Origin of the sequence: Bacillus sp. FJAT-27225 (assembly GCF_001685025.1) — a bacterium.
Taxonomy (GTDB): Bacteria; Bacillota; Bacilli; order Bacillales; family Cytobacillaceae; genus Bacillus_D.
Genome location: NZ_MAYU01000022.1, coordinates 176,671 through 197,718, shown reverse-complemented (window position 1 = coordinate 197,718; position 21,048 = coordinate 176,671). Strand labels below are relative to the sequence as shown.

The following is a 21,048-nucleotide window of genomic DNA, read 5'->3' as shown; positions in this document are numbered from 1 at the left end:
CAAAAAGCTGTCAAAGCTTCTTGACTAAGCTGTGACAAAAGGCACAGAATGGAAGAGAAGATAGAATTTTCTTTTAAATTTTATGAGGAGAGTGATGGGAATGAATACCGAAGTAACCGCGAAAATGAGGATACGAAAGCCTGCTGAAGAAGTATTTGAAGCTTTTGTTGATCCGGAGAAAATGGGCAATTATTGGTTTTCCTCAGGCACTGGAAGATTGGAAGAAGGAAAGACAGTAACGTGGCGGTATGAAGAATACGGGGCAGAAGGGGAAGTACATGTCCTTGAGCTTGCTTCAGCAAATAAGATCGTGTTCAAGTGGGGAGCACCGGAAGCGGAAACAATAGTCACCATCAACTTTATACAGGAAGACGGATCCACGATTGTTGAGGTTAGGGAAGCTGGATTGAAAGAAGAAGATCCTGATATAGTCCAGAAGATGATGGGACAAATGGGCGGCTGGATATATATGCTCAGTTGCTTGAAAGCTTATCTCGAGCATGGAATTTCGGATTTAAGGGCTTCACTGGTTCATTAAAAGTGAGGATGGAGAGTCATCCATCCTCTTTTGCAAATTTCAAATCTTTTTCTGCAAGGGCTTCTTTAAGTATCATTACTGCCTTTGGTCCAACACCATGCAAGTTTAGGATATCTGCTTCTGAAATGGATGTGAACTGCTCAAGTTTGGTATAACCGGCACCAATCAGGGCACGTTCAGCTGGCTTTGGAATTTTTGGGAAGTCATCGGATACGGTCATTTTAAAGTGTCCTTTCGCGGAATAAAATAGGTAACTACTATTGTATCCCTGTTTGTAATTAAAAAAAATTTTAAAATTAGGAGAAAACAATGCAAAACACGATTGTGGTAAGAGAAGCGGACTTTAAGGATATCACCGGCCTATACGGCCTTATGAGGGAATACATAGTAGATTTCTATAATCGGCCAGAACCTTCCGAAGAAGATTTGAAAGGTTTGATTCGCCATCTCCTTGAGAACCCTGCAAGCGGGTTGCAGTTTGTTGCTGAAGAAAACGGAAACCTGCTTGGATTTGCTACTTTATATTTCACCTTCAGTACACTAAAAGTAAAAAGGCAGGCAATCTTAAACGATTTATATGTGAGCACAGATGCCCGTGGAAAAAAGGTTGGGGAATCGCTGTTTCAGGCTTGCCTAGGCTACATCCGCGAACATGATTTTGCCGGAATGACCTGGGAAACGGCAAAGGATAATGATGCGGCCCAAGCGCTTTATGAAAAAATGGGCGGAGAAATTTCGGAATGGCTAGTATATGAAATAAAGTGAACCTAGAGGCTTTATTAGGTAATTAAAGATGCAAGCAGTTTGACGTTTACTTCTACGGGTGCTTTGATCCAAAAGGATTAAGGCACCTTTTTGTTGATAGCCTTATGGGTCAGTTTAGTAGAATAAAAATTTACTAGTAAATTAATGGCGGCATCCTTTAAAAAATGAACAAAGTATTTTAGATATTTTAAAATGGGTGAATAAATAATGGATATGTTTACGTCAAAAAAATAATAAGGGGGTGCCAATAAGTTGTACCAAAAAAACGAAAAAATTAATCAGGACTTTGATAGTGAACAGCAACTTAATGAGTTGCTGGATCTTTATGGTCAAAGAATCCAAAGATTAATATATACCTATGTAAAAGATAAATACATTGCAGAGGATTTAACCCAGGAAGTCTTTATTAAAGTGTTTCAAAATCTTCACCTTTTTAGAAAGGAGTCATCTCTATATACCTGGATTTATCGAATAGCGGTAAATAGAGCCAAAGATTATTTAAGAACAGCCTGGGTGCGTAGAACGACCAGCTTACTGAAATCAATGGTAAAAGATAATTACATATCCACAGAAAATACATATTTAAAGAAAGCCGAAAATAAACAATTAATCGATACAATACTACGGCTGCAGATTGAGTATAGGGAAGTAATACTGCTTTTTTATATTGAAGAACTCACAATTAATGAAATGAGTGAGATTCTCAATATAAAGGAGACAACGATAAGAACAAGGCTTAGAAGGGGCAGAGAAAAGTTGAAAAAATTATTGCAAAGGGAGGAAACATTTTGAAATCCTTTGATAGTGAAGTAGCGAGAAAGGAATTAAACAACAGAGTACCATTCACTCCCCGGCATAAGGCCAGAATTTTGAATGACTTTAACAGAAATCCAAAGAGAAAAAATACACCGTTTAAACAGTATTATTTATCGATAAATTTTAGGTATTCAATAGCTGTTTTGGCGACAATCGTTTTATTCGGGATTATTTCTTCCTCGTATTACTTTCAGAAAAAAGAAAGCAATACGGAGTCACTAAATCCTAGCTGGTTTAAAGACCAAAACAACAGGAAGGGAGACGTACTTACTAAAAATGATCACCCTGATAAAGAAATTCCGGCACCTTCAGGGGAAAATACCTATGATATTAATGAATTATTAACAACCTACCCGTATTACCAAGAACTATATCAATCAATGTCTAAGGCAATAAATTCAGATAAGGGTGCTGAAGTGTATATCTTGTATCTTCATGCTCTTAAGCAAAAAGATATTGAAGAAATCAAAAAGTATTCATTTGCAACTAGGGAGTCAGTAATTGAAGCTCTGATTGAACATTATTATAAAATTAATTATGAAACCTTAATGATTGATAAGACCATTCCTAGCAAAGCAGAGCCTAGTTTTGAAGTTCAGTTAAGTTATCAACTAAGTGGAAGCAAAAATATAGAGAAGAGAACCATTCATATTCATCTCATCGATGAGGTTACCGTTAATATTTATGAACCAGAAAACTTACAGAATTAGTTTCAGTTTCCGAGGACTTGTAATGTTTTGTTGGATTTCTTATTACGAACGGGGAGGTTAGTTGAACAAGAATCATAATTTAAAGGTATATCCTTAGAGAAAACAGAATTAGTATTAGATGATTTATCAAGGACGGGGGGATAGTTTTGAGGTTATCTGGAATTGAAACTACTAGAAAATTCGCTGAAGAAAAATTCCCCAAAAGTGATATTGTGTTTTTGGCAGGAAGTGCTTCTAGAGGTGAAGAGACAGTTACATCTGATTTGGATGTTGTAATTTTTGATGATTCAATGGTAAATAGTTATCGGGAAAGTTTTATTTTATATGGCTGGAAAATTGAAGTATTCATTCATAATTACAGGACTTATTTAGAGCAATTTGAACGTGATAAAGATGCAGGAAGACCAATTTTGGCCAATATGTTAGCTGAGGGGAAAGTCATTAAGGATAACGGTAAATCAGAAGAAATAAAAAATATAGCCCAAGACTTTATAAAAACAGGTCCCAATCCCCTGTCCAAAAATTATATAGAAGCGTCAAGATATTTTATGTATGACCTTCTTGATGACTTTGCTGATTCGAAAAATCATCAAGAGGCAATTATTACTTTGAATACAATTACAATACAAATTGCGGATTTTATCCTGCGTTTAAATGGACAATGGACTGGCAGAGGAAAAGGCCTAGCAAGAGCTTTACAAAAATTTGATGAGGGGTTATATAAACGGTTTTTTGAGTCCCTTGATTGTTTTTACAAAAATGGAGAAAAGCAAGAATTTATTAATTTTGTAAATAAGGTTTATGAACCCCTAGGCGGTCCTTTATTTGATGGTTTTAAACAGGGAAAATAGTTATTTCTTTTCACCTATAGGGTGCGGTGTTCCAGAAAGGAACTCCGCTCTTTTTTGTTGAATTTCTTATTGAACGAGGCGGGATGGTGAAGAAGCTAAACATTAAAAGGTGAATATTGAAACTTCTTGAATACAAATTCCGTAAGCTTTATAAAGGAGGAGGAAGAATGAAAAAAATAATTGGCGTATTCACCGTTGTACTCATTTCACTAGGAATAGCAGATTTAATACAAGGAGTTATTTTAACTTTCATTTATACACCGAATCGCTACTCTACAAATGGTGTGGAAATGGCGAACTTCCTATCATATATGATTTCTGCTACAACTATGACAATAACTCTTTGGATTGTGTTCAAGCAGAAAAACACGTTAAAAGGATTTAAATCAACGGTTAAAGTATCGTGAAGTCTTATGTAATCAAACAAGTTGTTAGTATTCTAACTTTAATTCTATTTGCTTTTATAGCTGATTACTATATTCGAGAAGGGAATATACATATCGAAAGTGTCGTACTAAAGCAATTAATTCTGTTTATAGGTGTTTCAATCCTTCTGTTTGTATGTAATCAACTCATTTATAATCACGCTAAAAAAGCAGAAGGGTTTATGCATCACAAAGTTTGGAATAAAATGTTTATCGTAATTTTTATATGGGTGATGATTTCATTCGCCGTATTTATTTTCTTATTCTTTGTGACACCATTAGAAAACCTATTTTCTACTTATAAATGGATTATGTTCATCGTAGCTGATTACTTTATATTTTTTATAAACCTTTTTGTTCTATCAATTGTCCATAAATTAGTTGATGTTTCGGTGAAGTTAGAGAAAAAATTATTGATAACGTGGGCAAGTTCTTCGCTACTGGTAGCAATTACTTTATTTATATTGCCAAGCTTCTAATTATAAAGAGAACTAAAGAACTTCATTCACTACCGGTGCCTTGATCCAAGAAGGATTAAGGCATCTTTTTATTGAAATCCTATTAAGCTAAAGGTACAAAATCCCCTGTAGAAAAATTTAGGGGATTCAGTAAAAAATTTGATCAAAGGTGAGTTTTAAGATGGGGAGAAGGACCTTATGGAATAAGTCTCTTTTTAATAAGGGAGGATTTTATAAAGTTTTAGCGAATAAAAACGAAATCACAACCATTTTGGGAGATGAAAATATGAATGTTCAGTTGGGAGAATTGCCAGATTTAGAGGTAGCGTATATTCGGAGGGTTGGAAGCTATTTTGAGCCGCAGGATCATTGGGGAAGATTGATTGGATGGGCATACGAGAATTCGCTCTTGCCTCCTGAACAAGAATTTATTGGGGTTTCCCTCGATAATCCGGATATGGTGCCAGCTGCAGAATGCCGGCATGATGCTTGTGTAACGCTCCCAGCAGGTTTCGATAAAGACAGTCATAAGGGAGTGCATTTCAAACAACTGAAGGGTGGGCTTTTTGGGGTGCATTCGTTTTATGACACGCCCGAGCAATTGAATTCGGCTTATGAATTTATGTTCGGAACATGGCTCCCGGAGAGTGACCATGAGCCTGACTTCACCCGGTACAATCTTGAATTCAATAGGAATAACCCTGCTGAAGACCCGGAAGGAAAATGCAAAGTCGATTTGTTTGTTCCTGTTAAAAAGAAAATATAAGGAGCCTTGGAGATGTATCAATATTATCATGGACTGGTCATTCGGGAAGGCACGGAAGGTGTACCCGCCGACCAAGTTGAGGCTCTTTTTAAAGATGCGGGGTGGGTACGGAATACACCAGAGTGGCAAAAGGAGAAATTCACACTCATATTCGAGAACTCGACCTGGGCATTCACGGTTTGGGATAACGAAAAGATGATTGGAATGGTAAGGGTACTTTCAGACCGGATCATGGCAGCCACGATTATGGATTTGGCCGTGTTAACTGAATATAGAGGAAAGGGAATTGGGAAAAGGCTTGTGGAGCTTTGTGTCCAGAAGCTTCCTCATGGAGATTGGTTCGCCCATACCTCTGCTAACAATTTCGGCTTTTATCAACGCTGCGGTTTTGAAGTGAAGGATATAGAACAGAATGGGACATGTGCATATTACGGCTACATACAGGCACGCAGAGAGGGCCATCGCTGATTGGGTAACCCTAACTGCACTGGCGAATCTGCATGGCAAATTGTCGACTGATGTGTCCGGAAACTGTCGAACACTTCGCATGAAAAATTTGAAACGAATCTAACCCCCACCTCGACTATTGTGTTGTGTCAAACAAATTCAAATTTGATGGGGGTCATGAACATGGCAGTTCGGTTTCACGTTTCAAAAGGTTTAGTAGTGTGGGGAGTTATTTTTGCGCTGGTTCTTTCACTATTCGCTGGAGCTTTCACGAAGAAAGCAGAGGCTTCCGTTTCCTGGGGCCAGGAAGTAACTTCGGTAGCAAAAAACTATATTGGAAAACCATACAAATGGGGCGGTACTACTACAAAAGGCTTTGATGCTTCTGGTTACACTCAATTTGTTTACAAAAAGTCCGCAGCAAATATCAATCTTCCACGTACAACAAAAGAGCAATACAAAAAGGGTACAGCTGTAGTCAAGAAAAACCTTAAAGAAGGCGATCTCGTATTTTTCAACACTGACGGCAAAGGCGTTTCCTTTGTAGGCATCTATCTTGGCAATAATAAATTCATCGCAGTCACTGTTTCCAAAGGTGTTGCAATCCAATCGATGGATACGAAGTACTGGAAAGACCGTTATGTAGGTGCAAAGCGAGTATTAAAGCAATAACGTAAAAGAACAAACTCCATCCTTATTCCGGGATGGAGTTTGTGTTATTTACGTTAAACAAGTTGTTAATACTGCATATACTTATCCTTCGCCATTTTTAGGAAGGCAAGCGAAGCGGCAGATAACGATTCATCCTTTTGTAGTTGAAATATTGACGGTGCTCGAGGAATAATAAAAGAAGAAAAGAAGTGCATCAAATAATTGTTTTTTTACACATGAAAAAAGCCCGTACCGGCCTGGTGCAGGCTTTCTCCATTCCCGAACGTGCGGGGATTTGAGGAGTAGACTTGCCCTATTCAGCAGTCATACCCTGCCCAATTTAGCAGCCACTGCTAAATATACCTTAGGCGGAACCAACTTCGTCCGCCGGGCGACCAACAAACCTTTCGCCCGAGAAAGCAAATCTTTCTCCAAAGTAAACGATCGCACCAACAACCGATAACCGATCCACATTAACATTTTGTCAATGTACTGCTACCATTAACCATCACATTCACGGTTATCCCTGTCCTGCGCCGCTACATTACCAATTTTCCCTGCCTAACCATCTTTCAAACCACTTTTTAAAAAATTTATTAAATTTTTTTCAACAGTTAACCATTCCACCAAACTACACTCGCCGTAAGCACCCATAACGCCATAGGGAGTGCAAAGCTCTTTATCGCGGCGTCCCACCAAAAATCCCGTTCAATCCGCTTTAGAATTCGGTCAACAATAAAAAATAAAATCGAAGCAGCAAGACTGTACCATAGCAAAATGAGCCCGAATGCGAGATGAAGTACTGCTGAAAGAATGGGTTCCAGCTTCATGTTCCGGGATTTCTTTGCAATCATTTCGGCTGCTTTATCGCTGAGCCAGGAGGTAATCACGCCGTAAAATAAAATCGCAGGGAAGCTGTACATCAAATAGACTGGTATGACTGTGATCGCTGCCATCCAATAGGGGCTGGTATCGAAATCCCTGCCAAACGGGTAGGGAACGATAAACCCAAGCACCAGCGCGTAAATCGTACCTGAAATTGAGGCGGTGACAACTTTTTTTCCGAAAATAAATATTCCCCCTCCTTAAGCCTTTCGTTTCAACTTAAACAGAAAAACAGCGATAATTACCGCGATGACGAAATAGGTTGCCAGGAAAAATAGCGGTGAGCCGGTATAGCCAAATGCAAATTCACTTTGCAATGAATGGGCGTGGCCATATTTTTCATTCAACTCCGGCTTGTAGGACAATGTTTTTATGTAGCCAATCGCAAATTCGACTGCGAAATAAAGAATGTGGAAAGCTGCTGACCAAACGAGCGCGCGATAAACGAGTTTCATTTTTTCCTCCTTGTTGCTACCATGTTCTTCCTTAAGTTTAGTATAATTGCCACAAAATTGAAATAGTTTCGGAGAATTGGAGTTGACGAATGTGCCGCGGAAGATTCATATAATCGGGTTGGTGGGCAGTGGAAAAACAACGCTTGCGAAAAAATTATCCCAACAGCTGAACATTCCTCACTATGAGCTTGATAATGTTGTCCGCGAGCGGAATCCCGCTGGTGATAGAAGAAGAGAGGAACAGGAAGTTTTGGCTTTAATGGGGGATATCCAGTGCGGTAAGAGCTGGATTGTAGAAGGTGTACATAACGAGGACTGGGTATCCGGCGCTTTAAACAAGCTGAGCTTATTATCTATTTAGACCCGCCGACTTCAGTCAGGCTTTGGAGGATAACCAGAAGATTTATTTTACAAAAGCTCGGCCCTCGAACATTCCCATTATAGACCGACCTGGGAGATTTTTCTTATAATGTTCAAATGGAACAAACACTTTGAAACTGGAAAACCGAATTTCTTTACTAAATATGGCAGTTACAAAGAAAAGATTCTCGTCGTGAAGAATGCGAACGAAGTTGAACGCTATTTTTCGAAACGGTATGGAGGGGAGTGACTTTATCTGGTTTGTTAGGGAAGGTGTTTAAAGCGGACAAGCTTACTAAATGCAAAAATAGGTGAACGGTGCCCCGGCAAAAGAGAATAGAAAGAATTTAAAAGACGAATCGGCGTGTTGCGAGGGTCGAAACGTCCAATAAAATGAATTTAATAGACGAATCACCGTTCTGGAAAGAGAGAACCGTCCAATAAACTATACGTTGGTACCAATTAATCAGGTTAAGGATGTGGTCTTACCTTTTCTTATAGTTAGAAATCACTTATGTAAGATCACTAGCCCCTAAATGGACAGGGACCCAGCTGGGACTCTCTGACACGGATCTAACCCACAATCAAAAACTGAAGGAGAACTGGCTAACCCAATTCTCCTCCAAGCCCCTATTCCCCAGACTGCCTGCTATAATTGCGCACCATCATCCCGGACGCCGGCCTCATTCCAACAGATTCATAGAATGGCTGCAGTTCCTCATCACACAGCAAATCAATCATATACAGGTCACCAAGCTCATCGGTCATACGCCTTACCAATTCCTTCCCAACACCATGTCCCTGGTAGTCAGGCAAAACTTCCAGCAGCGGTATATAGGCTGACAAAACCCCATCACTGATGGCGGTAATAAAGCCGACCAGCCTGCCTTTATCAACTGCAACGACAACCCGGTAACTATTCTCCAGTAATTTTAAAAAAGTTGATTCTTTCGGTGGATTCGGCCAGCCGACGAAAAATCCGCCCAGCATTTCGGGGGTAACCCCCTCTAAAGACGTTTTATACTGCATATTTACTGCTCCTCCATATTTCATTGTTGAACATTTATAACTTGATTATCATAACAATCATAATAATCAGTTTTATTGAATCAACCCCAATGCTAGCAGTAAATATTCATCTCTTCCAGCTTTTACTCCGTCGAATGTCCGGATAACCGTAAAGTCTTCCTTTATGCCAACACCATAGATTGGCGTTCCGTCGCTAAGGCTGACCTCAACTCCAGTCATTATCCCCTGAATACTCCCTGGGATAGGAAATACCTGGGGATCACCTGGTATTCCCGCAGTAGACATACCGACAATTTCACCAAGCTTGTTGCTTTTTACAAAAGAAAGCAGCTGCTCAGAGGCGCCGTAGGTTTTCCTTGATGCAAGAAAAACGATTTTTCCACTAAAAAATGGCTCAAGTGATTGAAGAGTATCATGGCCACCATCAAATGTAGCCATATTCTCACCGGGCACCGTCGTTTGGCGGACAGCCCACTGAGCGCCTTGAACCGGCTTTTGAGTCAGATGGCCAAAAAGCTCCTTCACTTTCTCTTTCGTGAAAATGCCTCCCCGCATATCAAAAACAATCCCTTTGGCCTTGCTCAATTCGTCCATGTTATCCTGTATGTCCTGAAAAACGTTCCTGGATAAATCGATATAAAAGACGCCAGGCTCTAATTCCTGAAATTCTTTATGGCCATATTCATCGACAAATCCTCCATAACCAGGTGTAAGATCCACGTTATGTAATGTACCATCCCGGTTTATAGTCAGTTTAAGTTGATCCTGGAATAAAAGATAATCGATTGCCATCAACAGCTTAAACTGAGGAGAACCGGGAATGTTGGCAGCTCCTTCCTTGATAAAACCCAGTGCATCTTGCCCATATATTCTTTCCACGATGTCTCCCCGTTTTGCTTTAATCGCATCGCCGACGGCAGTAATCGTCAATTTGCCCTCGACAATGTCAAACTCAAGCGGGATCCGGGAACCGACAATCCTAAACTTATTAAAAGAAGACATCGCATGCCCGTCATCGGTCCATTCCATCATTTCTGTCAAGGTAGCAAAATAGTCTTCCCGTGTCTCGTCATCGAAAGCATTTTTAATTGATTTGCCCAAATCATCAAGATTCCCTGCTGGCCTGCCGATGTGCGGATGAAAGTAGGATAGCTGATTCCATGTCACAATTACCCCGGCTAGGCGGACATTTTCATCTGCGGTCGTCATGTTGGAATCCATTTCCAGAAGCTCATCCTTTAACTTCTTAAAACCCTGTCGGCTCTTAGTCGTGCTGCCAATCGTTTGTCCATTTTTCTGATACAGGACGACAGGGAGGGAGTAGCGCAGCCCTTCGCTTAGCTGCCGGTTGATTTTCTTATGAATAGCGGGGAAATCATCGAATAGTTTGTTATCGCCGGTCATAATTTTATCATCGGAAACCAGTCCAGAAACGCGCTTGCTCGAAAAATAGGTAGTGTCAAGGCCGGGTGGCCCATAATGCTGCCAGGCAAGAACCTGCATGGTTTTCTCGACCATAGGGTGCTCTGGCTCCTCGTCTTTTTTATAAATCACAAGAGTTGGTGCGATTGGCAAAAAAAGCTCCACAAGCTCTTCCTTCAGTTTTTTTTCGTTCCTGGCATTCTTCACTTTTCCAACACCGTATACCGCGAAGCGTGTCCAGTCAATTTCGGCAGCTTCATCACTTGGGTGAAAATAGCGGACTGCACCATATAGCCTTCCAAATGCTTCAATATTTTCAAGCTGCCTGTCTAATTTCGGCTTTCCCGTAACGTCAGTATCCTCATTTAAAAACATCATTCCCCCTGCAAAAAGGACGGCAATCACAACTATCCCTATGTATCTAGTAACGCGCTGGTCCATATGGTCCCCCCTGGCTGCAAAACATTTTTTCTTATATTCCATTATAATCCATATCGTGGTATCGTGGAATAAGGTTCAGTATTTTCAGAATAGGAGGGGGAGGATGGGTGTCCTTATTTTTTGGGCATGTCTTGCTGCCTCGATACCAGCTCTGCTGACTGGCTTCCTGAAGCGGTCACCGCTGGCTTTTTCGGTAAGTGGGATTTTGCTGCTGCTGCCATGCCTTTATTTCGCTGGAGCAGAAAACTGGGTCAGGTTCCTATCAATAATACCGGCTATTCCCTTTGGATTGGCATTTTGGGCATGGAAGGCTCAGGAAGGATTGAACTAATAACAACGATTCAGGGGGAATTGGAGAATGCGGAGATATATAGGCTTGTATCTTGGTATTTTAACGGGAATTTTAATGTTTATCATTTTTGTTAGCTTGGCGTTTAGCGGGGCGGGAATAGAAGGTGAGGGAGCAGAGGTTCTTTTCACAGGGATTATCATCATCCTTTTGCTTGCCCTTATTTTGACCGTAATGATTTACATCATCGACATTTTAAAAAAAGAACTCCGCGACATCCGTCTTCTTGTACATAGCATTAAAAAAGATACTAAAAAAGCAAATCAAGGTGCGTAAATAGTCCGCGCAAAACTAAGGTGAAAGTGGTGATGGAATGGATCAGACACTATATGTATCCGATACGTTTTTCTCGGCAGGCCGGTCCGATATTTTTAATGAGGGGAAAGAAAAGGTTGGTGAGCTTGATTTAAAAAGTGCTTTCTCAACGAGCCTGGACGTCCTGAACTCAAAAGGAGAAATCGTGTACAGCGGGAGATTCCCTTTTTTTAGCAACAAATGGGAAGTTTCCGATTCAACAGGTGAGGAAGTCGGCTATCTTAAGGCACGCTTCGCCTTTTTTGCACAAAAATACGCCTACTCGACCCGTTTCGGGCGCACATTTGAAATTGAGTCAGAGGCTTTATCGAATCTCTATATTGTTAATGATGAAAGTGAACAGGAAGTGGGGCGGTTCGAGAAGATTAACGGATTTTTCTCGGCTCCTGCATTTCAGGTAACCAGTCTGGAAGGCGGCCCGGAACCATTCGAGCTGATCGCTGTCGTGATGGGAGTAAATGAATTGCAAAAGGCATCCAGGCGGCGAACCCACAACAATACCTAATTAGAGGTGAGAAAAATCTTACATGAAAAAGACGGTTAGAATCAGGAATTTCGCCGGAGGTTTTTTGCTCATTCTGCTCCCAATTGTGCTGCTCACATGGCGGGACCCGATTATCCCGGGAAAGACGTACACGAAACTAATCATTGAAAACGAATCCTATAACCCTTGGCCGGGCAAAACGAAGGTCATTACGGACAAGAAAGTGATAGACGAAATAATTGGAAAGATAAATAAAGGCGAACGAATGGATATTCCGGAGTGGGAGCGGGGCCCGGACCTCAAGTTCACGTTTACCGGAAATAATGTATCTTTCGAGGTGAATGTGTTTGGGGCTGACGGCAGTGCCGTAGCCGGTTCTTACTACATTGATGCGGGAATACCGATTGACAGTCTTTTCGCAGGAGAATAGGCATGGAACTTCAAAGGAAATTGATTTACAAGGATGTCGAGGTCGAGGAAGCTCCAGGTATGGGCAGGATGTTTCGGAAGCAGTGGGAGGAACGGTTCGCTGGGAATCTAAGTAAACGAGAGAAACTCTCCATCCATCTGTATGATAAAGGTGAATCTAGCGGCTTTCTCTGGCACATTTTCAGTTATGAAAAACAGGACTGTCTGGAAGGGAAGGCAGCGGAGCAGGCTTTCAATGCGGTCCGGAAATATGCATGTTATGTATTTTATCAGAACTATGAGGATGCCTTGATTTTAAAAAATGCCAAACGGTTCACAGCCGACGACCTTAAAAACGAGTACGATGTCTATGTCGTTGACAAAGACTTTACCTGGACGTATGTAAAAACTCATGAGACCGGCTGGATCGGGCCTTATTTTTATAAAGATTGTTAGCAGCTTACCGTGTAACACACCCAAAACTAGATAGTATATTGCGAAAAAAACGCCTTTGAAAGGCGTCTTTTCTTATTCGTTGTTATTTCCCATCATATTGCGAGCGTTCTTCGTTACATTGCTAACTGCATTGGAAGTTGCATCGACTGCATTCATTGCTGCATCTTCAGTTGCTTCTAGCGCGTTGTGAGCTGTATGGAACGCTGCGCCAGCCGTATTTTTAATACCCTCAGCAATCTGATTATCCTGATTTTGATTGTTTTCGCGGTTTGGCATATTTTTCACCTCCGTATCCTAATTCGTCAAGAAAAAACACCAGTTAACGGCGGTTTCAACGTCTTTTAGCGTTTTTGGTTATTACGGTTCTTTTGTCCGCCGCCTTTGTTATCATCGTCACCTGTAATTGCATCAACGACATTTTCAAAGCCCTGGCGCATTTTATCCATAAACCCGCCATTGTTGCCGTTATTATTTTCATTACCGCGTCCAGCGCCCTGGCGATTTTGTCCATTAGTCATCTCAATCACCTCCATCCATTAGCGTGCGCACAATTTGGCAAACTATGCAAACCCACAAACGGAGGAAGCAAATGCGAAACATCATTTCTGCAATGCTGGGGTTTCTCTTTTACAAAAGCCCAAACCTTTCTTTTGAAAAAAAGGAAATAGCATTTTTTGAACAACTATATGGTGAGGCCTTATTGAACAAGGAGCCAATAACAGATACCGGCCGCTACATGAAATACCGGTTCATCCACTACATCGCCTCTACAAAGCCGGTGGTCGTACACGGCTCCAATAATAAGCAAATCGAGAAATTCGAACCTCGGAGGCAAACCTTGTATAACGGGCGGTACACCGAAGCAGTTTTTGGGACAAAAGATGGAATCTGGCCGCAGTTTTATGCTGTTTTTGACAGAAACAAACTTGTTGGAGACTTCCGAAATGCCTGCTTAAAGGTGGACAAGGGCAAGTCGTATTATTTCTTTTCGTTAAATGCCCAAACTCATGCCTCGAACCCCTGGACAAGCGGGGCAGTCTATTTCTTTCCGGACGAGACATTCGAGCCTGCCAGTACATCACAGGTTCATTTTGACGAATGGATTAGCAAAACACCCGTGAAACCGTTACTTTCAATTCACATTGAACCCGGCGATTTCCCATTTATCAACAAAATCAGCACCCACAAACCCGATGAAAAAATCATGACAACCTGGCTGCTGTATAAAATCAGGACAGCCAAGAATTAGGCACACTAGGGACGTTCTACTTTGAAGGAAAAGTTTTCGAGAACAAATCGATGGTCGAAGAAGGTGGAAATGTCCACGAAAGGCAGATTAGAGGACAAATCGATGGTCGAAAGAGGTGGAAATGTCCACGAAAATTGTTTAAGTACAATAATACTTGAGCACTCAGTTTTGTATTGGCGACTAACCTGAAAGCAGACACAATGCGGGAACTTAATAAAGGCAGCAGCGCCCATACATCGGACCTGCCGCCAAAAGCTGTTATTGCCTTAATAGAAATTCATTGCCTTCTTCATCCTTGAAGGAAACGAAGGTACCCCACTGCATGGTTTGGGGCTCTCCTAAAAACTCGACTCCGTTTGCCTTCATTGTTTCATATGTGGAAGTAATATCCTCGCATTGAAAGACGATTGATGCCTTCATTGTTTCCGAGCCTTTCATCATCGATCTTGGATAGATAACCAAACGGGATTCAGCACCTTTTGGGGCAACTTCAAGCCAGCTCGCGTTTGGCCCCATTGGATGGTCGGCGACGATGTCGAAGCCAACCTTTTCCGACCAGAAGGCTTTTGCTTTTTGTTGGTCTTCAACATATACAGCAACTGTAGCGATTTGTTTTATCATGAAAAAATCCTCCTTTCTTGTACGTTTATATTATACTGGAGAAAAAGCCGTATCCAAAGGTTCATATATAGAAGAGGTGATGGAAAATGAAAAGCTGGACTAAATCAACTGAAATTAACGCTCCAATTGACCATGTTTGGTCATTCCTGAACGGTTCACTTGAGAATATGCAAAAAATTATGCCACAGGTTGTAGAAAACAAACCAGTTAAAGTAACCAAAGAAGGTGTAGGAACTGTTTACCGCCAAAAGTATAAAGAAGGAAACCGTGTCATGGAGTACGACGTTACAACCCTTGAGCACACAGATACTCAAGAATATAAGAGACTGAAGGTCGGTTTTAAGCTAGCGAATATGTTTGACATTACGGCGGCTTACGAACTAAAAAGCCTTGCGGCAAACCGTACCGAGTTTACCTACACGACGACGAACAAACCGCTCAAGTGGTTTGTTAAGCTGTTCCTCCTATTTTCAAGTGAAAAGGTTGTCGTTGAATTCGTTGAACGAGTCAAGAAAGCTGCTGAAGAAACGCACCGGGTTGGTGTATAAAAATCAATTGGGTTTTACAATAAACACATATATACAAAAGGAGTATCCCAGATGATCGCCCCTTTGGACTTCTCATACATACCGAAAATTCTTCAGGCACAAAAAGAATTGTATAACATGAATTTTAGGAACATGGTTTTTGATAAAGAGTTTTACGAAATTATTCTGTCTTGGTACGAGGAAGCATTGTTCAATCCAGAATGGAGGTCGTATGTCCTTCTCGAGGGCGGGAAGGTCTCCGGCTTTTACCTTGCCCAGTATAAAGAATCCAGCGCATATTTGTCACAGATGTATGTTGCCAAAGAGCAGCGCGGGAAAGGATATGGCAAAATGCTCCTCGATCACTTTGAACAAGGTCTCCAGGAACCGGGCTATTTCGTTCTCCAGGCAAGCGAGATGAACCGAGGTGCTGTATCCTTCTATTTACGGAACGGCTATGAAATTCTCCGAAATGAAACCGACCAAAACGGCGACCCACGCCAAGTAATGATTAAGCATACCCTGTAGGGGTAGGGGTCAGACCCCTTGTGAAAAAAGAGGCAGGTGATGAGATGATTATTGGATATGGTGTGGCGATTATTTTACATTCGTGCCGAGTTGATTAGCGATAGAGGGACAAGCGAAGCTGAAAACAAACAACTGATTGTGAATGACATAAAGACGTTCCTTTCTGAGGTGAAGGAGAATGAAAAGTACAAGACCATTGATGGAGTGACATTAACTGTGGATCAATACAGCCGGGAAACCGGGAATACAACGGCTCATAGATTTATCCAGGGAGACTTCAAACCGAAAAAATTGAAAAAGAAAGACATAAGCAAGCTGTCAGCTGGCAATATAAGATCGTACTTTGACGAAATTGATTATTATACATATTTAAATAAAGAAGTATAAAAGGAGGTTGAACCTGTGTACGAGTTAAAAACAAAAGAAACCGACAGCAGTGTCATAGAATTTATTGAGACAGTTGATAGCCCGAAAAAACGCGAGGATGCCTACAAACTTCTCGACATTTTTGCGGAAACGACAGGGTATGAGGCAAAAATGTGGGGGCCTAGCATTATCGGCTTTGGAAAATATCATTATAAGTATGCCACCGGCCATGAGGGTGATGCCCCGCTCGTAGGCTTCTCACCACGCAAAGCTAAAATCAGCCTCTATTTCGCGCCGGGTGAAACAAAGCGGGATCAGCTTCTTGAGAAATTCGGAAAACACACTACCGGAAAAGCCTGCGTCTATATCAATAAAGTTGCGGATATCGATAAGGAAGTGCTAAAGGAATTAATCATTGAATCCGTGAAGTTCCTAAAAGAAACATATCCGGACGAGCAGGGATAAAAAACTCCACGTGATCAGTTTTGTGAAGAAACGAAAAGTATGTACAAAAAGAATAGAATAAACAATATTTTTACGGAGGATTGTAATGGATTTTTCTTTTGTTTTAATTGGAGCAGGGATTGCTGCTGCAGGATATTTTATTGGAGATGGATTGAAAAATTTTAAAAATCCAGAGGCGAAGAGTCCTTTTGATTCTTTAGATGAAGATGATGAGCATGAACTGATTAAAGAAAATGATGTGCATCATTTTATGGGTATATCGAAAGAGGATGCAAAATCCTTAATTCAGGAACATTCAGATGTTCCACACATTATGATTAACAATAAAGTGTACTACCCAAAGGCAAAATTACGTAAATGGCTCTTGAATTTAGGGGAGTAAACCACACGCGGATGCCAGTTTTTTTAATAGTTTCTACGTTAATTCACACCCTATGTAATGAGGTGAGAAGCCATGAAAAAAACGTTACTCGCATTCGCAGCTTTATTCCTTCTGCTTCAGGCCGCAATTCAAACAGAGGCCTCCGGAAAAGCTAAGGATTCATATTTTGATGTCGACCTTACCGGATTTGAGCAGCATTCTTTCGGCTCCTTCAATCAGCTTGGCCATACAATCACTCCAATAGCCCATTTGTATTTTGTAATACTTCAGCTTGAAAAAGAGTGGATTGACGAACCCCGCCTATATACAAAAGGAAACAAAGGCTATGTACATCTTTGGAAAAAAGACGGAACGAATGTCCTGTACAAGGTGGAGAAACAGACAAGCGGCCTGCTGAAAGACATATGGGAAATTAAAGATGTGAAACGGACAAAAATCGACCGGATTCCTGTCCCAAAATCACTCTTAAAAGAAGTGCTGATTGACCGGCTTCTTGATCCAATAGGTGAGGCAGTGGAAAAACAGTACGGCCAGTCAAAGCTCTGGTTCCGCGGTGATGAGAAAATCCTAAAAATTGAAAAAGACAGTGAAAACTATTATTTTCTTGTTACTGTCCAAATTCAAACTTTCGAGGGCCCGCATAATCCTCCTTATGGCAGGGACACAATGACATTTAAAATCCGCGGGAGCGAAGTCGAATTGCTTGACTTCAAACATGAAACCGTGCCTGAGGAGGAGCTAGCCAAGCTGCAATTTCGCTGATAAAAAAGAGCAATCGCCTAAATCCGCGGTTGCTCTTTCAAATGCTAATCCTTTGCTACATATGTACCTGCTATGAAATCATGAATTGCGCGCTTATCTCTGCGGAGACCGACCATAAACGCACTGACAATGATGGATATTCCGAATGTGACATAACCAAGTAGGTGTTTGCCTACAATCTCTCGAAGAATCATTGTTTTGAACGAAAGCTTTTCCTGGTTAAGGTTTGCAACCCTAATGTTAAGAATTCTTTTGCCAATGACATATCCATTCCAATACACAGGCAGAATAGTGCAATACAAGGCATACACAATATTCCAGGTGTAGTTATCAGCCCACTCCATGGGCCAAAAATCCCCTGTAAACAATCCAATCACAAACCCTATCGGGACAGTCAACACAAGGGAATCCAATAAATCAGCAAACAATCTTCTCCAAAATCCTGCAATCTCATATTCAGCCAATCCATATTCAGTATTCAACCCATCACCTTCTGTAGTAATTTGTCGTATAGTGTTAGTTTATAATAATTTGATAATTTTGAATACTATATGTTGAAATACTATTCTGAACTTTATATAATTTAAACAGCTAACATGTCTATAAAACTCAAGCAAGACAAAAGAAAAAGGGGGATTGGCTGGATGAAAAGAAAAAGCATTATATCAATTGTGTTAATCACTGTGTTTTCACTTATTCTTGCAGCTTGCGGCAGCAATGAATCAAGTACATCTGGATCGGGTGAGAAGAAGCTTAAAGTGGGTACTGAAGCTGCCTTCGCACCATTTGAGTACATGAATGACAAAGGGGAAATCGTCGGAATTGATCCTGATGTGCTTAAGGCAGTCGCAGAGGAGGCTGGGTTCGAGTACGAATTGAACAATGTCGGCTGGGAGCCGTTGTTCCAGAAAATTACGAATGGAGAACTCGACTTCGGGGTTTCCGGCATCACAATTACCGATGAGAGAAAAGAAACCTATGACTTTACAGAGCCTTATTATCAGGCAAACCTCGTTATTGTTGTAAAGGAAGACTCCTCTGTAAAATCCGTCGAAGACCTGAAAGGCAAGAAGGTGTCGGTCCAAATCAACACAACTGGGCATAAGGCGGCACAGAAAGCACTTGGTAAATCCAACCCTGACATTTTGGCCTATGAAAGCCAGCCGGCCGCAATGCAGCAAGTTCTTAACGGCTCGACAGAAGGAGCAATCGGCGATAATGCGGTTGTCTATGAATATTTGAAAAATAATAAGAATGCAAAGCTTAAGGTCATTGAAGATCCTAGTTTTGAAAAAGAATTCTATGGTTTCATGGTCAAGAAAGGAAACAAGGAAGTATTGGACCTTCTGAACGAAGGGCTGAAGAAGATCAAGGAAAATGGAAAACTTGAAGAAATTACAGGCCAAAAACTTGAATAGGCGGGGGAGTGTTTCAGTTGGACATCCTTGATTTTCGCTGGGACATCATCTGGAACTACCGTGAATTCTTCATACGTGGTATCTGGGTTACAATCGTCTTGACTATATGCGGTTATATTGGCGGCATTATTCTTGGAGTACTGATTGGACTTGGCGAGACATCGAAACGGAAACTGATATATTGGCCAAGCAAGCTGTATGTCGACCTGTTCCGCGGCACACCCCTGCTCGTGCAAATACTTATTATCGACCTGGCCGTCATACCGGCAATTTTCGGACAATCGTTCGGGTTTATGGTCTCAGGGATTACTGCACTAGTTCTGAATTGTGCCGCATACAATGCTGAAATTATCCGTGCCGGCATCCAGTCGATTGATAAAGGACAAATGGAGGCAGCCCGTTCATTGGGGCTGACCCATAATCAGGCAATGCGGAAAATCATTTTGCCACAGGCGTTCCGCCGAATGATCCCGCCGCTCGGAAATGAATTTATTGCATTGTTGAAGGATTCCTCGCTTGTAACGGTCCTCGCTGCGAATGATATCCTTTACGCAGCCAAGATTGTAGCAGGGGTGTACCAACGCTTCTGGGAGCCATATTTGATGGCAGCAGTACTTTATTTAATCTTAACTTATCTCGTTACAAAACTAATTGCATACGTGGAGAAGCGTACAAGCAACCATTACAATCCACGCAAGAAAAAGGAAAGGCAGGTTTTAGCTCATGATCAAAGTGGAAAACCTGCATAAGTATTTTGGCAAGCTCGAAGTGTTAAAGGGAATCGATTATCATGTCCATGAAAAAGAGGTTGTTTGCGTGATTGGCCCATCAGGCTCTGGAAAAAGTACCTTCCTGCGCTGCATCAACCTGCTGGAAGATATAACAGATGGCACCATTTACATCGAGGGGACAAAAGTAAATGACCCAGACACCAATATCAATGAAATCCGTACAGAGGTAGGGATGGTCTTTCAGCAATTCAATCTGTTCCCGCACATGACTGTCCTGGAAAACATCACAATGGCACCAATCCTGAAACGCAACATGGCAAAAGCCGAAGCCGAGAAGCTGGCGTTGGAGCTGCTCAACAAGGTTGGTGTGCTTGAGAAAGCCGACAACTATCCGGAACAGCTGTCAGGAGGCCAGCAGCAGCGTGTCGCCATTGCAAGGGCACTGGCAATGAAGCCGAAGATCATGCTGTTCGACGAGCCGACCTCCGCGCTTGATCCCGAAATGGTCAAGGAAGTACTCGACGTTATGAAGCAGCTCGCCTTCGAAGGCATGACCATGGTCGTCGTCACCCATGAAATGGGCTTCGCCCGTGAAGTAGCCGACCGCGTCGTCTTCATGGACGGCGGTTACATCGTCGAACAAGGAAAACCTGAAGACCTCTTCAGCAATCCCCAGCACGAACGCACAAAAGCCTTCCTCGGCAAAGTCCTCTAACAAAAGGGGACGTTCTTATTTGCCGGCGGAAATCCCGTAAGATGACATAAAACAGGCTTGGTGCCATAAGGCATCAAGCCTGTTTTTTTGTTGACTCCATAGGATACTTGCCTGATTTTAGGATGTAACTTGCATTTTAAGATCCTTATTAATTGTAAATTAATAGGACCTTAGATTTATCTTTTTTCCTTATTTCTATATTTAATAACATACTTATATAATTTTCTTCCTTTTAACTAGTAAAATGGTCTTC

At 41.4% G+C, this 21,048-nt stretch carries 35 protein-coding genes; 26 read left to right on the top strand and 9 right to left on the bottom strand.

Annotated elements, in window-relative coordinates; all coding sequences use genetic code 11:
- The first annotated feature begins 100 nt into the window (after window positions 1-100).
- The gene (locus tag A8F94_RS17145) at window positions 101-538 is read left to right on the top strand and encodes an SRPBCC family protein (RefSeq protein ID WP_066203037.1); all 438 of its coding nucleotides are present in this window, start codon (window positions 101-103) and stop codon (window positions 536-538) included.
- Between the two features lie 16 nt (window positions 539-554).
- Here A8F94_RS17145 and A8F94_RS17140 read toward each other — a convergent pair whose 3' ends face one another.
- On the bottom strand, window positions 555-758 hold the full coding sequence (locus A8F94_RS17140) for a DNA-binding protein (protein ID WP_066203033.1): 204 nt from the start codon (window positions 756-758) through the stop codon (window positions 555-557).
- An 89-nt stretch (window positions 759-847) separates the two neighbouring features.
- Here A8F94_RS17140 and A8F94_RS17135 point away from each other — a divergent pair, with 89 nt between their 5' ends.
- From A8F94_RS17135 to A8F94_RS17095, 8 genes are all read left to right on the top strand, one after another.
- Complete coding sequence (locus A8F94_RS17135; protein WP_066203030.1) at window positions 848-1,303, top strand: GNAT family N-acetyltransferase; 456 nt, start codon at window positions 848-850, stop codon at window positions 1,301-1,303.
- Between the two features lie 252 nt (window positions 1,304-1,555).
- On the top strand, window positions 1,556-2,095 hold the full coding sequence (locus A8F94_RS17130; RefSeq protein ID WP_066203027.1) for a sigma-70 family RNA polymerase sigma factor: 540 nt from the start codon (window positions 1,556-1,558) through the stop codon (window positions 2,093-2,095).
- Window positions 2,092-2,829: a hypothetical protein gene (locus A8F94_RS17125; protein ID WP_066203022.1), complete on the top strand. Its 738-nt coding sequence runs from the start codon at window positions 2,092-2,094 to the stop codon at window positions 2,827-2,829. The genes A8F94_RS17130 and A8F94_RS17125 overlap by 4 nt, the downstream gene beginning before the upstream one ends.
- A gap of 146 nt (window positions 2,830-2,975) precedes the next feature.
- Window positions 2,976-3,680, top strand: coding sequence for a nucleotidyltransferase domain-containing protein (locus tag A8F94_RS17120; protein WP_077247793.1), 705 nt, complete (start codon window positions 2,976-2,978; stop codon window positions 3,678-3,680).
- 167 nt (window positions 3,681-3,847) lie between these two features.
- Complete coding sequence (locus A8F94_RS17115; RefSeq protein ID WP_066203016.1) at window positions 3,848-4,087, top strand: hypothetical protein; 240 nt, start codon at window positions 3,848-3,850, stop codon at window positions 4,085-4,087.
- A 762-nt stretch (window positions 4,088-4,849) separates the two neighbouring features.
- Entirely contained in the window at window positions 4,850-5,329 is a 480-nt protein-coding gene (locus tag A8F94_RS17105; RefSeq protein ID WP_066204032.1) for an AraC family transcriptional regulator, read from the top strand.
- 12 nt (window positions 5,330-5,341) lie between these two features.
- Complete coding sequence (locus A8F94_RS17100; protein WP_066203011.1) at window positions 5,342-5,797, top strand: GNAT family N-acetyltransferase; 456 nt, start codon at window positions 5,342-5,344, stop codon at window positions 5,795-5,797.
- 162 nt (window positions 5,798-5,959) lie between these two features.
- Window positions 5,960-6,448, top strand: coding sequence for a C40 family peptidase (locus A8F94_RS17095; RefSeq protein ID WP_066203008.1), 489 nt, complete (start codon window positions 5,960-5,962; stop codon window positions 6,446-6,448).
- Between the two features lie 593 nt (window positions 6,449-7,041).
- Here A8F94_RS17095 and A8F94_RS17090 read toward each other — a convergent pair.
- Together A8F94_RS17090 and A8F94_RS17085 are read right to left on the bottom strand one after the other, a co-directional pair.
- Entirely contained in the window at window positions 7,042-7,383 is a 342-nt protein-coding gene (locus A8F94_RS17090; RefSeq protein WP_254660887.1) for a hypothetical protein, read from the bottom strand.
- Between the two features lie 129 nt (window positions 7,384-7,512).
- Window positions 7,513-7,767: a hypothetical protein gene (locus tag A8F94_RS17085; protein ID WP_066203001.1), complete on the bottom strand. Its 255-nt coding sequence runs from the start codon at window positions 7,765-7,767 to the stop codon at window positions 7,513-7,515.
- A gap of 91 nt (window positions 7,768-7,858) precedes the next feature.
- Here A8F94_RS17085 and A8F94_RS26585 point away from each other — a divergent pair, with 91 nt between their 5' ends.
- Together A8F94_RS26585 and A8F94_RS26580 are read left to right on the top strand one after the other, a co-directional pair.
- Window positions 7,859-8,128, top strand: coding sequence for an AAA family ATPase (locus tag A8F94_RS26585; protein ID WP_368072795.1), 270 nt, complete (start codon window positions 7,859-7,861; stop codon window positions 8,126-8,128).
- 108 nt (window positions 8,129-8,236) lie between these two features.
- Window positions 8,237-8,377 carry a hypothetical protein gene (locus A8F94_RS26580; protein ID WP_368072794.1) on the top strand — a complete coding sequence of 47 codons (141 nt, stop codon included), beginning with the start codon at window positions 8,237-8,239 and terminating at the stop codon, window positions 8,375-8,377.
- A gap of 380 nt (window positions 8,378-8,757) precedes the next feature.
- On the opposite strand, the gene A8F94_RS17075 is transcribed toward A8F94_RS26580, so the two are convergent.
- Together A8F94_RS17075 and A8F94_RS17070 are read right to left on the bottom strand one after the other, a co-directional pair.
- Window positions 8,758-9,156, bottom strand: coding sequence for a GNAT family N-acetyltransferase (locus A8F94_RS17075; protein WP_066202998.1), 399 nt, complete (start codon window positions 9,154-9,156; stop codon window positions 8,758-8,760).
- 72 nt (window positions 9,157-9,228) lie between these two features.
- Window positions 9,229-11,019 carry a S41 family peptidase gene (locus A8F94_RS17070; protein WP_066202996.1) on the bottom strand — a complete coding sequence of 597 codons (1,791 nt, stop codon included), beginning with the start codon at window positions 11,017-11,019 and terminating at the stop codon, window positions 9,229-9,231.
- Between the two features lie 103 nt (window positions 11,020-11,122).
- On the opposite strand from A8F94_RS17070, the gene A8F94_RS17065 reads away from it, so the two are divergent.
- The 5 genes from A8F94_RS17065 to A8F94_RS17045 are packed head-to-tail and all read left to right on the top strand — an operon-like array spanning window position 11,123 to window position 13,031.
- Window positions 11,123-11,350 carry a hypothetical protein gene (locus A8F94_RS17065; protein ID WP_066202992.1) on the top strand — a complete coding sequence of 76 codons (228 nt, stop codon included), beginning with the start codon at window positions 11,123-11,125 and terminating at the stop codon, window positions 11,348-11,350.
- Window positions 11,351-11,377: 27 nt separating this feature from the next.
- Window positions 11,378-11,644: a hypothetical protein gene (locus tag A8F94_RS17060; protein WP_066202989.1), complete on the top strand. Its 267-nt coding sequence runs from the start codon at window positions 11,378-11,380 to the stop codon at window positions 11,642-11,644.
- 37 nt (window positions 11,645-11,681) lie between these two features.
- Complete coding sequence (locus tag A8F94_RS17055; RefSeq protein ID WP_066202986.1) at window positions 11,682-12,188, top strand: hypothetical protein; 507 nt, start codon at window positions 11,682-11,684, stop codon at window positions 12,186-12,188.
- Between the two features lie 22 nt (window positions 12,189-12,210).
- A complete protein-coding gene (locus tag A8F94_RS17050) occupies window positions 12,211-12,597 on the top strand; it encodes a hypothetical protein (protein ID WP_066202983.1) in 387 nt (128 codons plus the stop codon).
- A 2-nt stretch (window positions 12,598-12,599) separates the two neighbouring features.
- Window positions 12,600-13,031 (top strand): DUF4275 family protein, encoded by a 432-nt coding sequence (locus tag A8F94_RS17045; RefSeq protein ID WP_066202980.1) that lies wholly within the window; start codon window positions 12,600-12,602, stop codon window positions 13,029-13,031.
- Between the two features lie 72 nt (window positions 13,032-13,103).
- Here the strand turns inward: A8F94_RS17045 and A8F94_RS17040 are convergent, their stop codons facing one another.
- A complete protein-coding gene (locus A8F94_RS17040; RefSeq protein WP_066202977.1) occupies window positions 13,104-13,307 on the bottom strand; it encodes a hypothetical protein in 204 nt (67 codons plus the stop codon).
- Window positions 13,308-13,372: 65 nt separating this feature from the next.
- Window positions 13,373-13,549 carry a hypothetical protein gene (locus A8F94_RS25850; RefSeq protein WP_175384454.1) on the bottom strand — a complete coding sequence of 59 codons (177 nt, stop codon included), beginning with the start codon at window positions 13,547-13,549 and terminating at the stop codon, window positions 13,373-13,375.
- Between the two features lie 71 nt (window positions 13,550-13,620).
- Here A8F94_RS25850 and A8F94_RS17035 point away from each other — a divergent pair, with 71 nt between their 5' ends.
- Window positions 13,621-14,280 carry a hypothetical protein gene (locus A8F94_RS17035; protein ID WP_077247791.1) on the top strand — a complete coding sequence of 220 codons (660 nt, stop codon included), beginning with the start codon at window positions 13,621-13,623 and terminating at the stop codon, window positions 14,278-14,280.
- A 258-nt stretch (window positions 14,281-14,538) separates the two neighbouring features.
- Here the strand turns inward: A8F94_RS17035 and A8F94_RS17030 are convergent, their stop codons facing one another.
- Window positions 14,539-14,901 carry a VOC family protein gene (locus A8F94_RS17030; protein ID WP_066202975.1) on the bottom strand — a complete coding sequence of 121 codons (363 nt, stop codon included), beginning with the start codon at window positions 14,899-14,901 and terminating at the stop codon, window positions 14,539-14,541.
- 86 nt (window positions 14,902-14,987) lie between these two features.
- Between A8F94_RS17030 and A8F94_RS17025 the strand changes: the two genes are divergently transcribed.
- From A8F94_RS17025 to A8F94_RS17000, 6 genes are all read left to right on the top strand, one after another.
- Window positions 14,988-15,449: an SRPBCC family protein gene (locus tag A8F94_RS17025; protein WP_066202972.1), complete on the top strand. Its 462-nt coding sequence runs from the start codon at window positions 14,988-14,990 to the stop codon at window positions 15,447-15,449.
- Window positions 15,450-15,500: 51 nt separating this feature from the next.
- Window positions 15,501-15,956, top strand: coding sequence for a GNAT family N-acetyltransferase (locus tag A8F94_RS17020; protein WP_066202969.1), 456 nt, complete (start codon window positions 15,501-15,503; stop codon window positions 15,954-15,956).
- Between the two features lie 51 nt (window positions 15,957-16,007).
- The gene (locus A8F94_RS17015; protein WP_066202966.1) at window positions 16,008-16,343 is read left to right on the top strand and encodes a hypothetical protein; all 336 of its coding nucleotides are present in this window, start codon (window positions 16,008-16,010) and stop codon (window positions 16,341-16,343) included.
- A gap of 15 nt (window positions 16,344-16,358) precedes the next feature.
- Entirely contained in the window at window positions 16,359-16,787 is a 429-nt protein-coding gene (locus tag A8F94_RS17010) for a DUF1801 domain-containing protein (protein WP_066202963.1), read from the top strand.
- An 85-nt stretch (window positions 16,788-16,872) separates the two neighbouring features.
- Window positions 16,873-17,169, top strand: coding sequence for a hypothetical protein (locus tag A8F94_RS17005; protein ID WP_066202960.1), 297 nt, complete (start codon window positions 16,873-16,875; stop codon window positions 17,167-17,169).
- A gap of 72 nt (window positions 17,170-17,241) precedes the next feature.
- Window positions 17,242-17,931: a DUF3888 domain-containing protein gene (locus A8F94_RS17000; RefSeq protein WP_066202954.1), complete on the top strand. Its 690-nt coding sequence runs from the start codon at window positions 17,242-17,244 to the stop codon at window positions 17,929-17,931.
- A gap of 44 nt (window positions 17,932-17,975) precedes the next feature.
- On the opposite strand, the gene A8F94_RS16995 is transcribed toward A8F94_RS17000, so the two are convergent.
- Window positions 17,976-18,395 (bottom strand): RDD family protein, encoded by a 420-nt coding sequence (locus A8F94_RS16995; RefSeq protein ID WP_066204028.1) that lies wholly within the window; start codon window positions 18,393-18,395, stop codon window positions 17,976-17,978.
- A 180-nt stretch (window positions 18,396-18,575) separates the two neighbouring features.
- Between A8F94_RS16995 and A8F94_RS16990 the strand changes: the two genes are divergently transcribed.
- The 3 genes from A8F94_RS16990 to A8F94_RS16980 are packed head-to-tail and all read left to right on the top strand — an operon-like array spanning window position 18,576 to window position 20,795.
- A complete protein-coding gene (locus A8F94_RS16990) occupies window positions 18,576-19,349 on the top strand; it encodes a basic amino acid ABC transporter substrate-binding protein (protein WP_066202952.1) in 774 nt (257 codons plus the stop codon).
- 17 nt (window positions 19,350-19,366) lie between these two features.
- Window positions 19,367-20,098: an amino acid ABC transporter permease gene (locus tag A8F94_RS16985; protein WP_066202950.1), complete on the top strand. Its 732-nt coding sequence runs from the start codon at window positions 19,367-19,369 to the stop codon at window positions 20,096-20,098.
- Window positions 20,073-20,795, top strand: a complete 723-nt coding sequence (locus A8F94_RS16980; protein WP_066202947.1) for an amino acid ABC transporter ATP-binding protein — start codon at window positions 20,073-20,075, stop codon at window positions 20,793-20,795. The genes A8F94_RS16985 and A8F94_RS16980 overlap by 26 nt, the downstream gene beginning before the upstream one ends.
- Window positions 20,796-21,048: the final 253 nt, after the last annotated feature.

Coding starts and splice junctions, on each gene's coding strand:
- A8F94_RS17145 (WP_066203037.1), top strand. CDS start 101: ATGAATACCGAAGTAACCGCGAAAATGAGGATACGAAAGCCTGCTGAA.
- A8F94_RS17140 (WP_066203033.1), bottom strand. CDS start 758: ATGACCGTATCCGATGACTTCCCAAAAATTCCAAAGCCAGCTGAACGT.
- A8F94_RS17135 (WP_066203030.1), top strand. CDS start 848: ATGCAAAACACGATTGTGGTAAGAGAAGCGGACTTTAAGGATATCACC.
- A8F94_RS17115 (WP_066203016.1), top strand. CDS start 3,848: ATGAAAAAAATAATTGGCGTATTCACCGTTGTACTCATTTCACTAGGA.
- A8F94_RS17105 (WP_066204032.1), top strand. CDS start 4,850: ATGAATGTTCAGTTGGGAGAATTGCCAGATTTAGAGGTAGCGTATATT.
- A8F94_RS17100 (WP_066203011.1), top strand. CDS start 5,342: ATGTATCAATATTATCATGGACTGGTCATTCGGGAAGGCACGGAAGGT.
- A8F94_RS17095 (WP_066203008.1), top strand. CDS start 5,960: ATGGCAGTTCGGTTTCACGTTTCAAAAGGTTTAGTAGTGTGGGGAGTT.
- A8F94_RS17090 (WP_254660887.1), bottom strand. CDS start 7,383: ATGGCAGCGATCACAGTCATACCAGTCTATTTGATGTACAGCTTCCCT.
- A8F94_RS17085 (WP_066203001.1), bottom strand. CDS start 7,767: ATGAAACTCGTTTATCGCGCGCTCGTTTGGTCAGCAGCTTTCCACATT.
- A8F94_RS26580 (WP_368072794.1), top strand. CDS start 8,237: ATGTTCAAATGGAACAAACACTTTGAAACTGGAAAACCGAATTTCTTT.
- A8F94_RS17075 (WP_066202998.1), bottom strand. CDS start 9,156: ATGCAGTATAAAACGTCTTTAGAGGGGGTTACCCCCGAAATGCTGGGC.
- A8F94_RS17070 (WP_066202996.1), bottom strand. CDS start 11,019: ATGGACCAGCGCGTTACTAGATACATAGGGATAGTTGTGATTGCCGTC.
- A8F94_RS17065 (WP_066202992.1), top strand. CDS start 11,123: ATGGGTGTCCTTATTTTTTGGGCATGTCTTGCTGCCTCGATACCAGCT.
- A8F94_RS17060 (WP_066202989.1), top strand. CDS start 11,378: ATGCGGAGATATATAGGCTTGTATCTTGGTATTTTAACGGGAATTTTA.
- A8F94_RS17055 (WP_066202986.1), top strand. CDS start 11,682: ATGGATCAGACACTATATGTATCCGATACGTTTTTCTCGGCAGGCCGG.
- A8F94_RS17050 (WP_066202983.1), top strand. CDS start 12,211: ATGAAAAAGACGGTTAGAATCAGGAATTTCGCCGGAGGTTTTTTGCTC.
- A8F94_RS17045 (WP_066202980.1), top strand. CDS start 12,600: ATGGAACTTCAAAGGAAATTGATTTACAAGGATGTCGAGGTCGAGGAA.
- A8F94_RS17040 (WP_066202977.1), bottom strand. CDS start 13,307: ATGCCAAACCGCGAAAACAATCAAAATCAGGATAATCAGATTGCTGAG.
- A8F94_RS25850 (WP_175384454.1), bottom strand. CDS start 13,549: ATGACTAATGGACAAAATCGCCAGGGCGCTGGACGCGGTAATGAAAAT.
- A8F94_RS17035 (WP_077247791.1), top strand. CDS start 13,621: ATGCGAAACATCATTTCTGCAATGCTGGGGTTTCTCTTTTACAAAAGC.
- A8F94_RS17030 (WP_066202975.1), bottom strand. CDS start 14,901: ATGATAAAACAAATCGCTACAGTTGCTGTATATGTTGAAGACCAACAA.
- A8F94_RS17025 (WP_066202972.1), top strand. CDS start 14,988: ATGAAAAGCTGGACTAAATCAACTGAAATTAACGCTCCAATTGACCAT.
- A8F94_RS17020 (WP_066202969.1), top strand. CDS start 15,501: ATGATCGCCCCTTTGGACTTCTCATACATACCGAAAATTCTTCAGGCA.
- A8F94_RS17005 (WP_066202960.1), top strand. CDS start 16,873: ATGGATTTTTCTTTTGTTTTAATTGGAGCAGGGATTGCTGCTGCAGGA.
- A8F94_RS17000 (WP_066202954.1), top strand. CDS start 17,242: ATGAAAAAAACGTTACTCGCATTCGCAGCTTTATTCCTTCTGCTTCAG.
- A8F94_RS16990 (WP_066202952.1), top strand. CDS start 18,576: ATGAAAAGAAAAAGCATTATATCAATTGTGTTAATCACTGTGTTTTCA.
- A8F94_RS16980 (WP_066202947.1), top strand. CDS start 20,073: ATGATCAAAGTGGAAAACCTGCATAAGTATTTTGGCAAGCTCGAAGTG.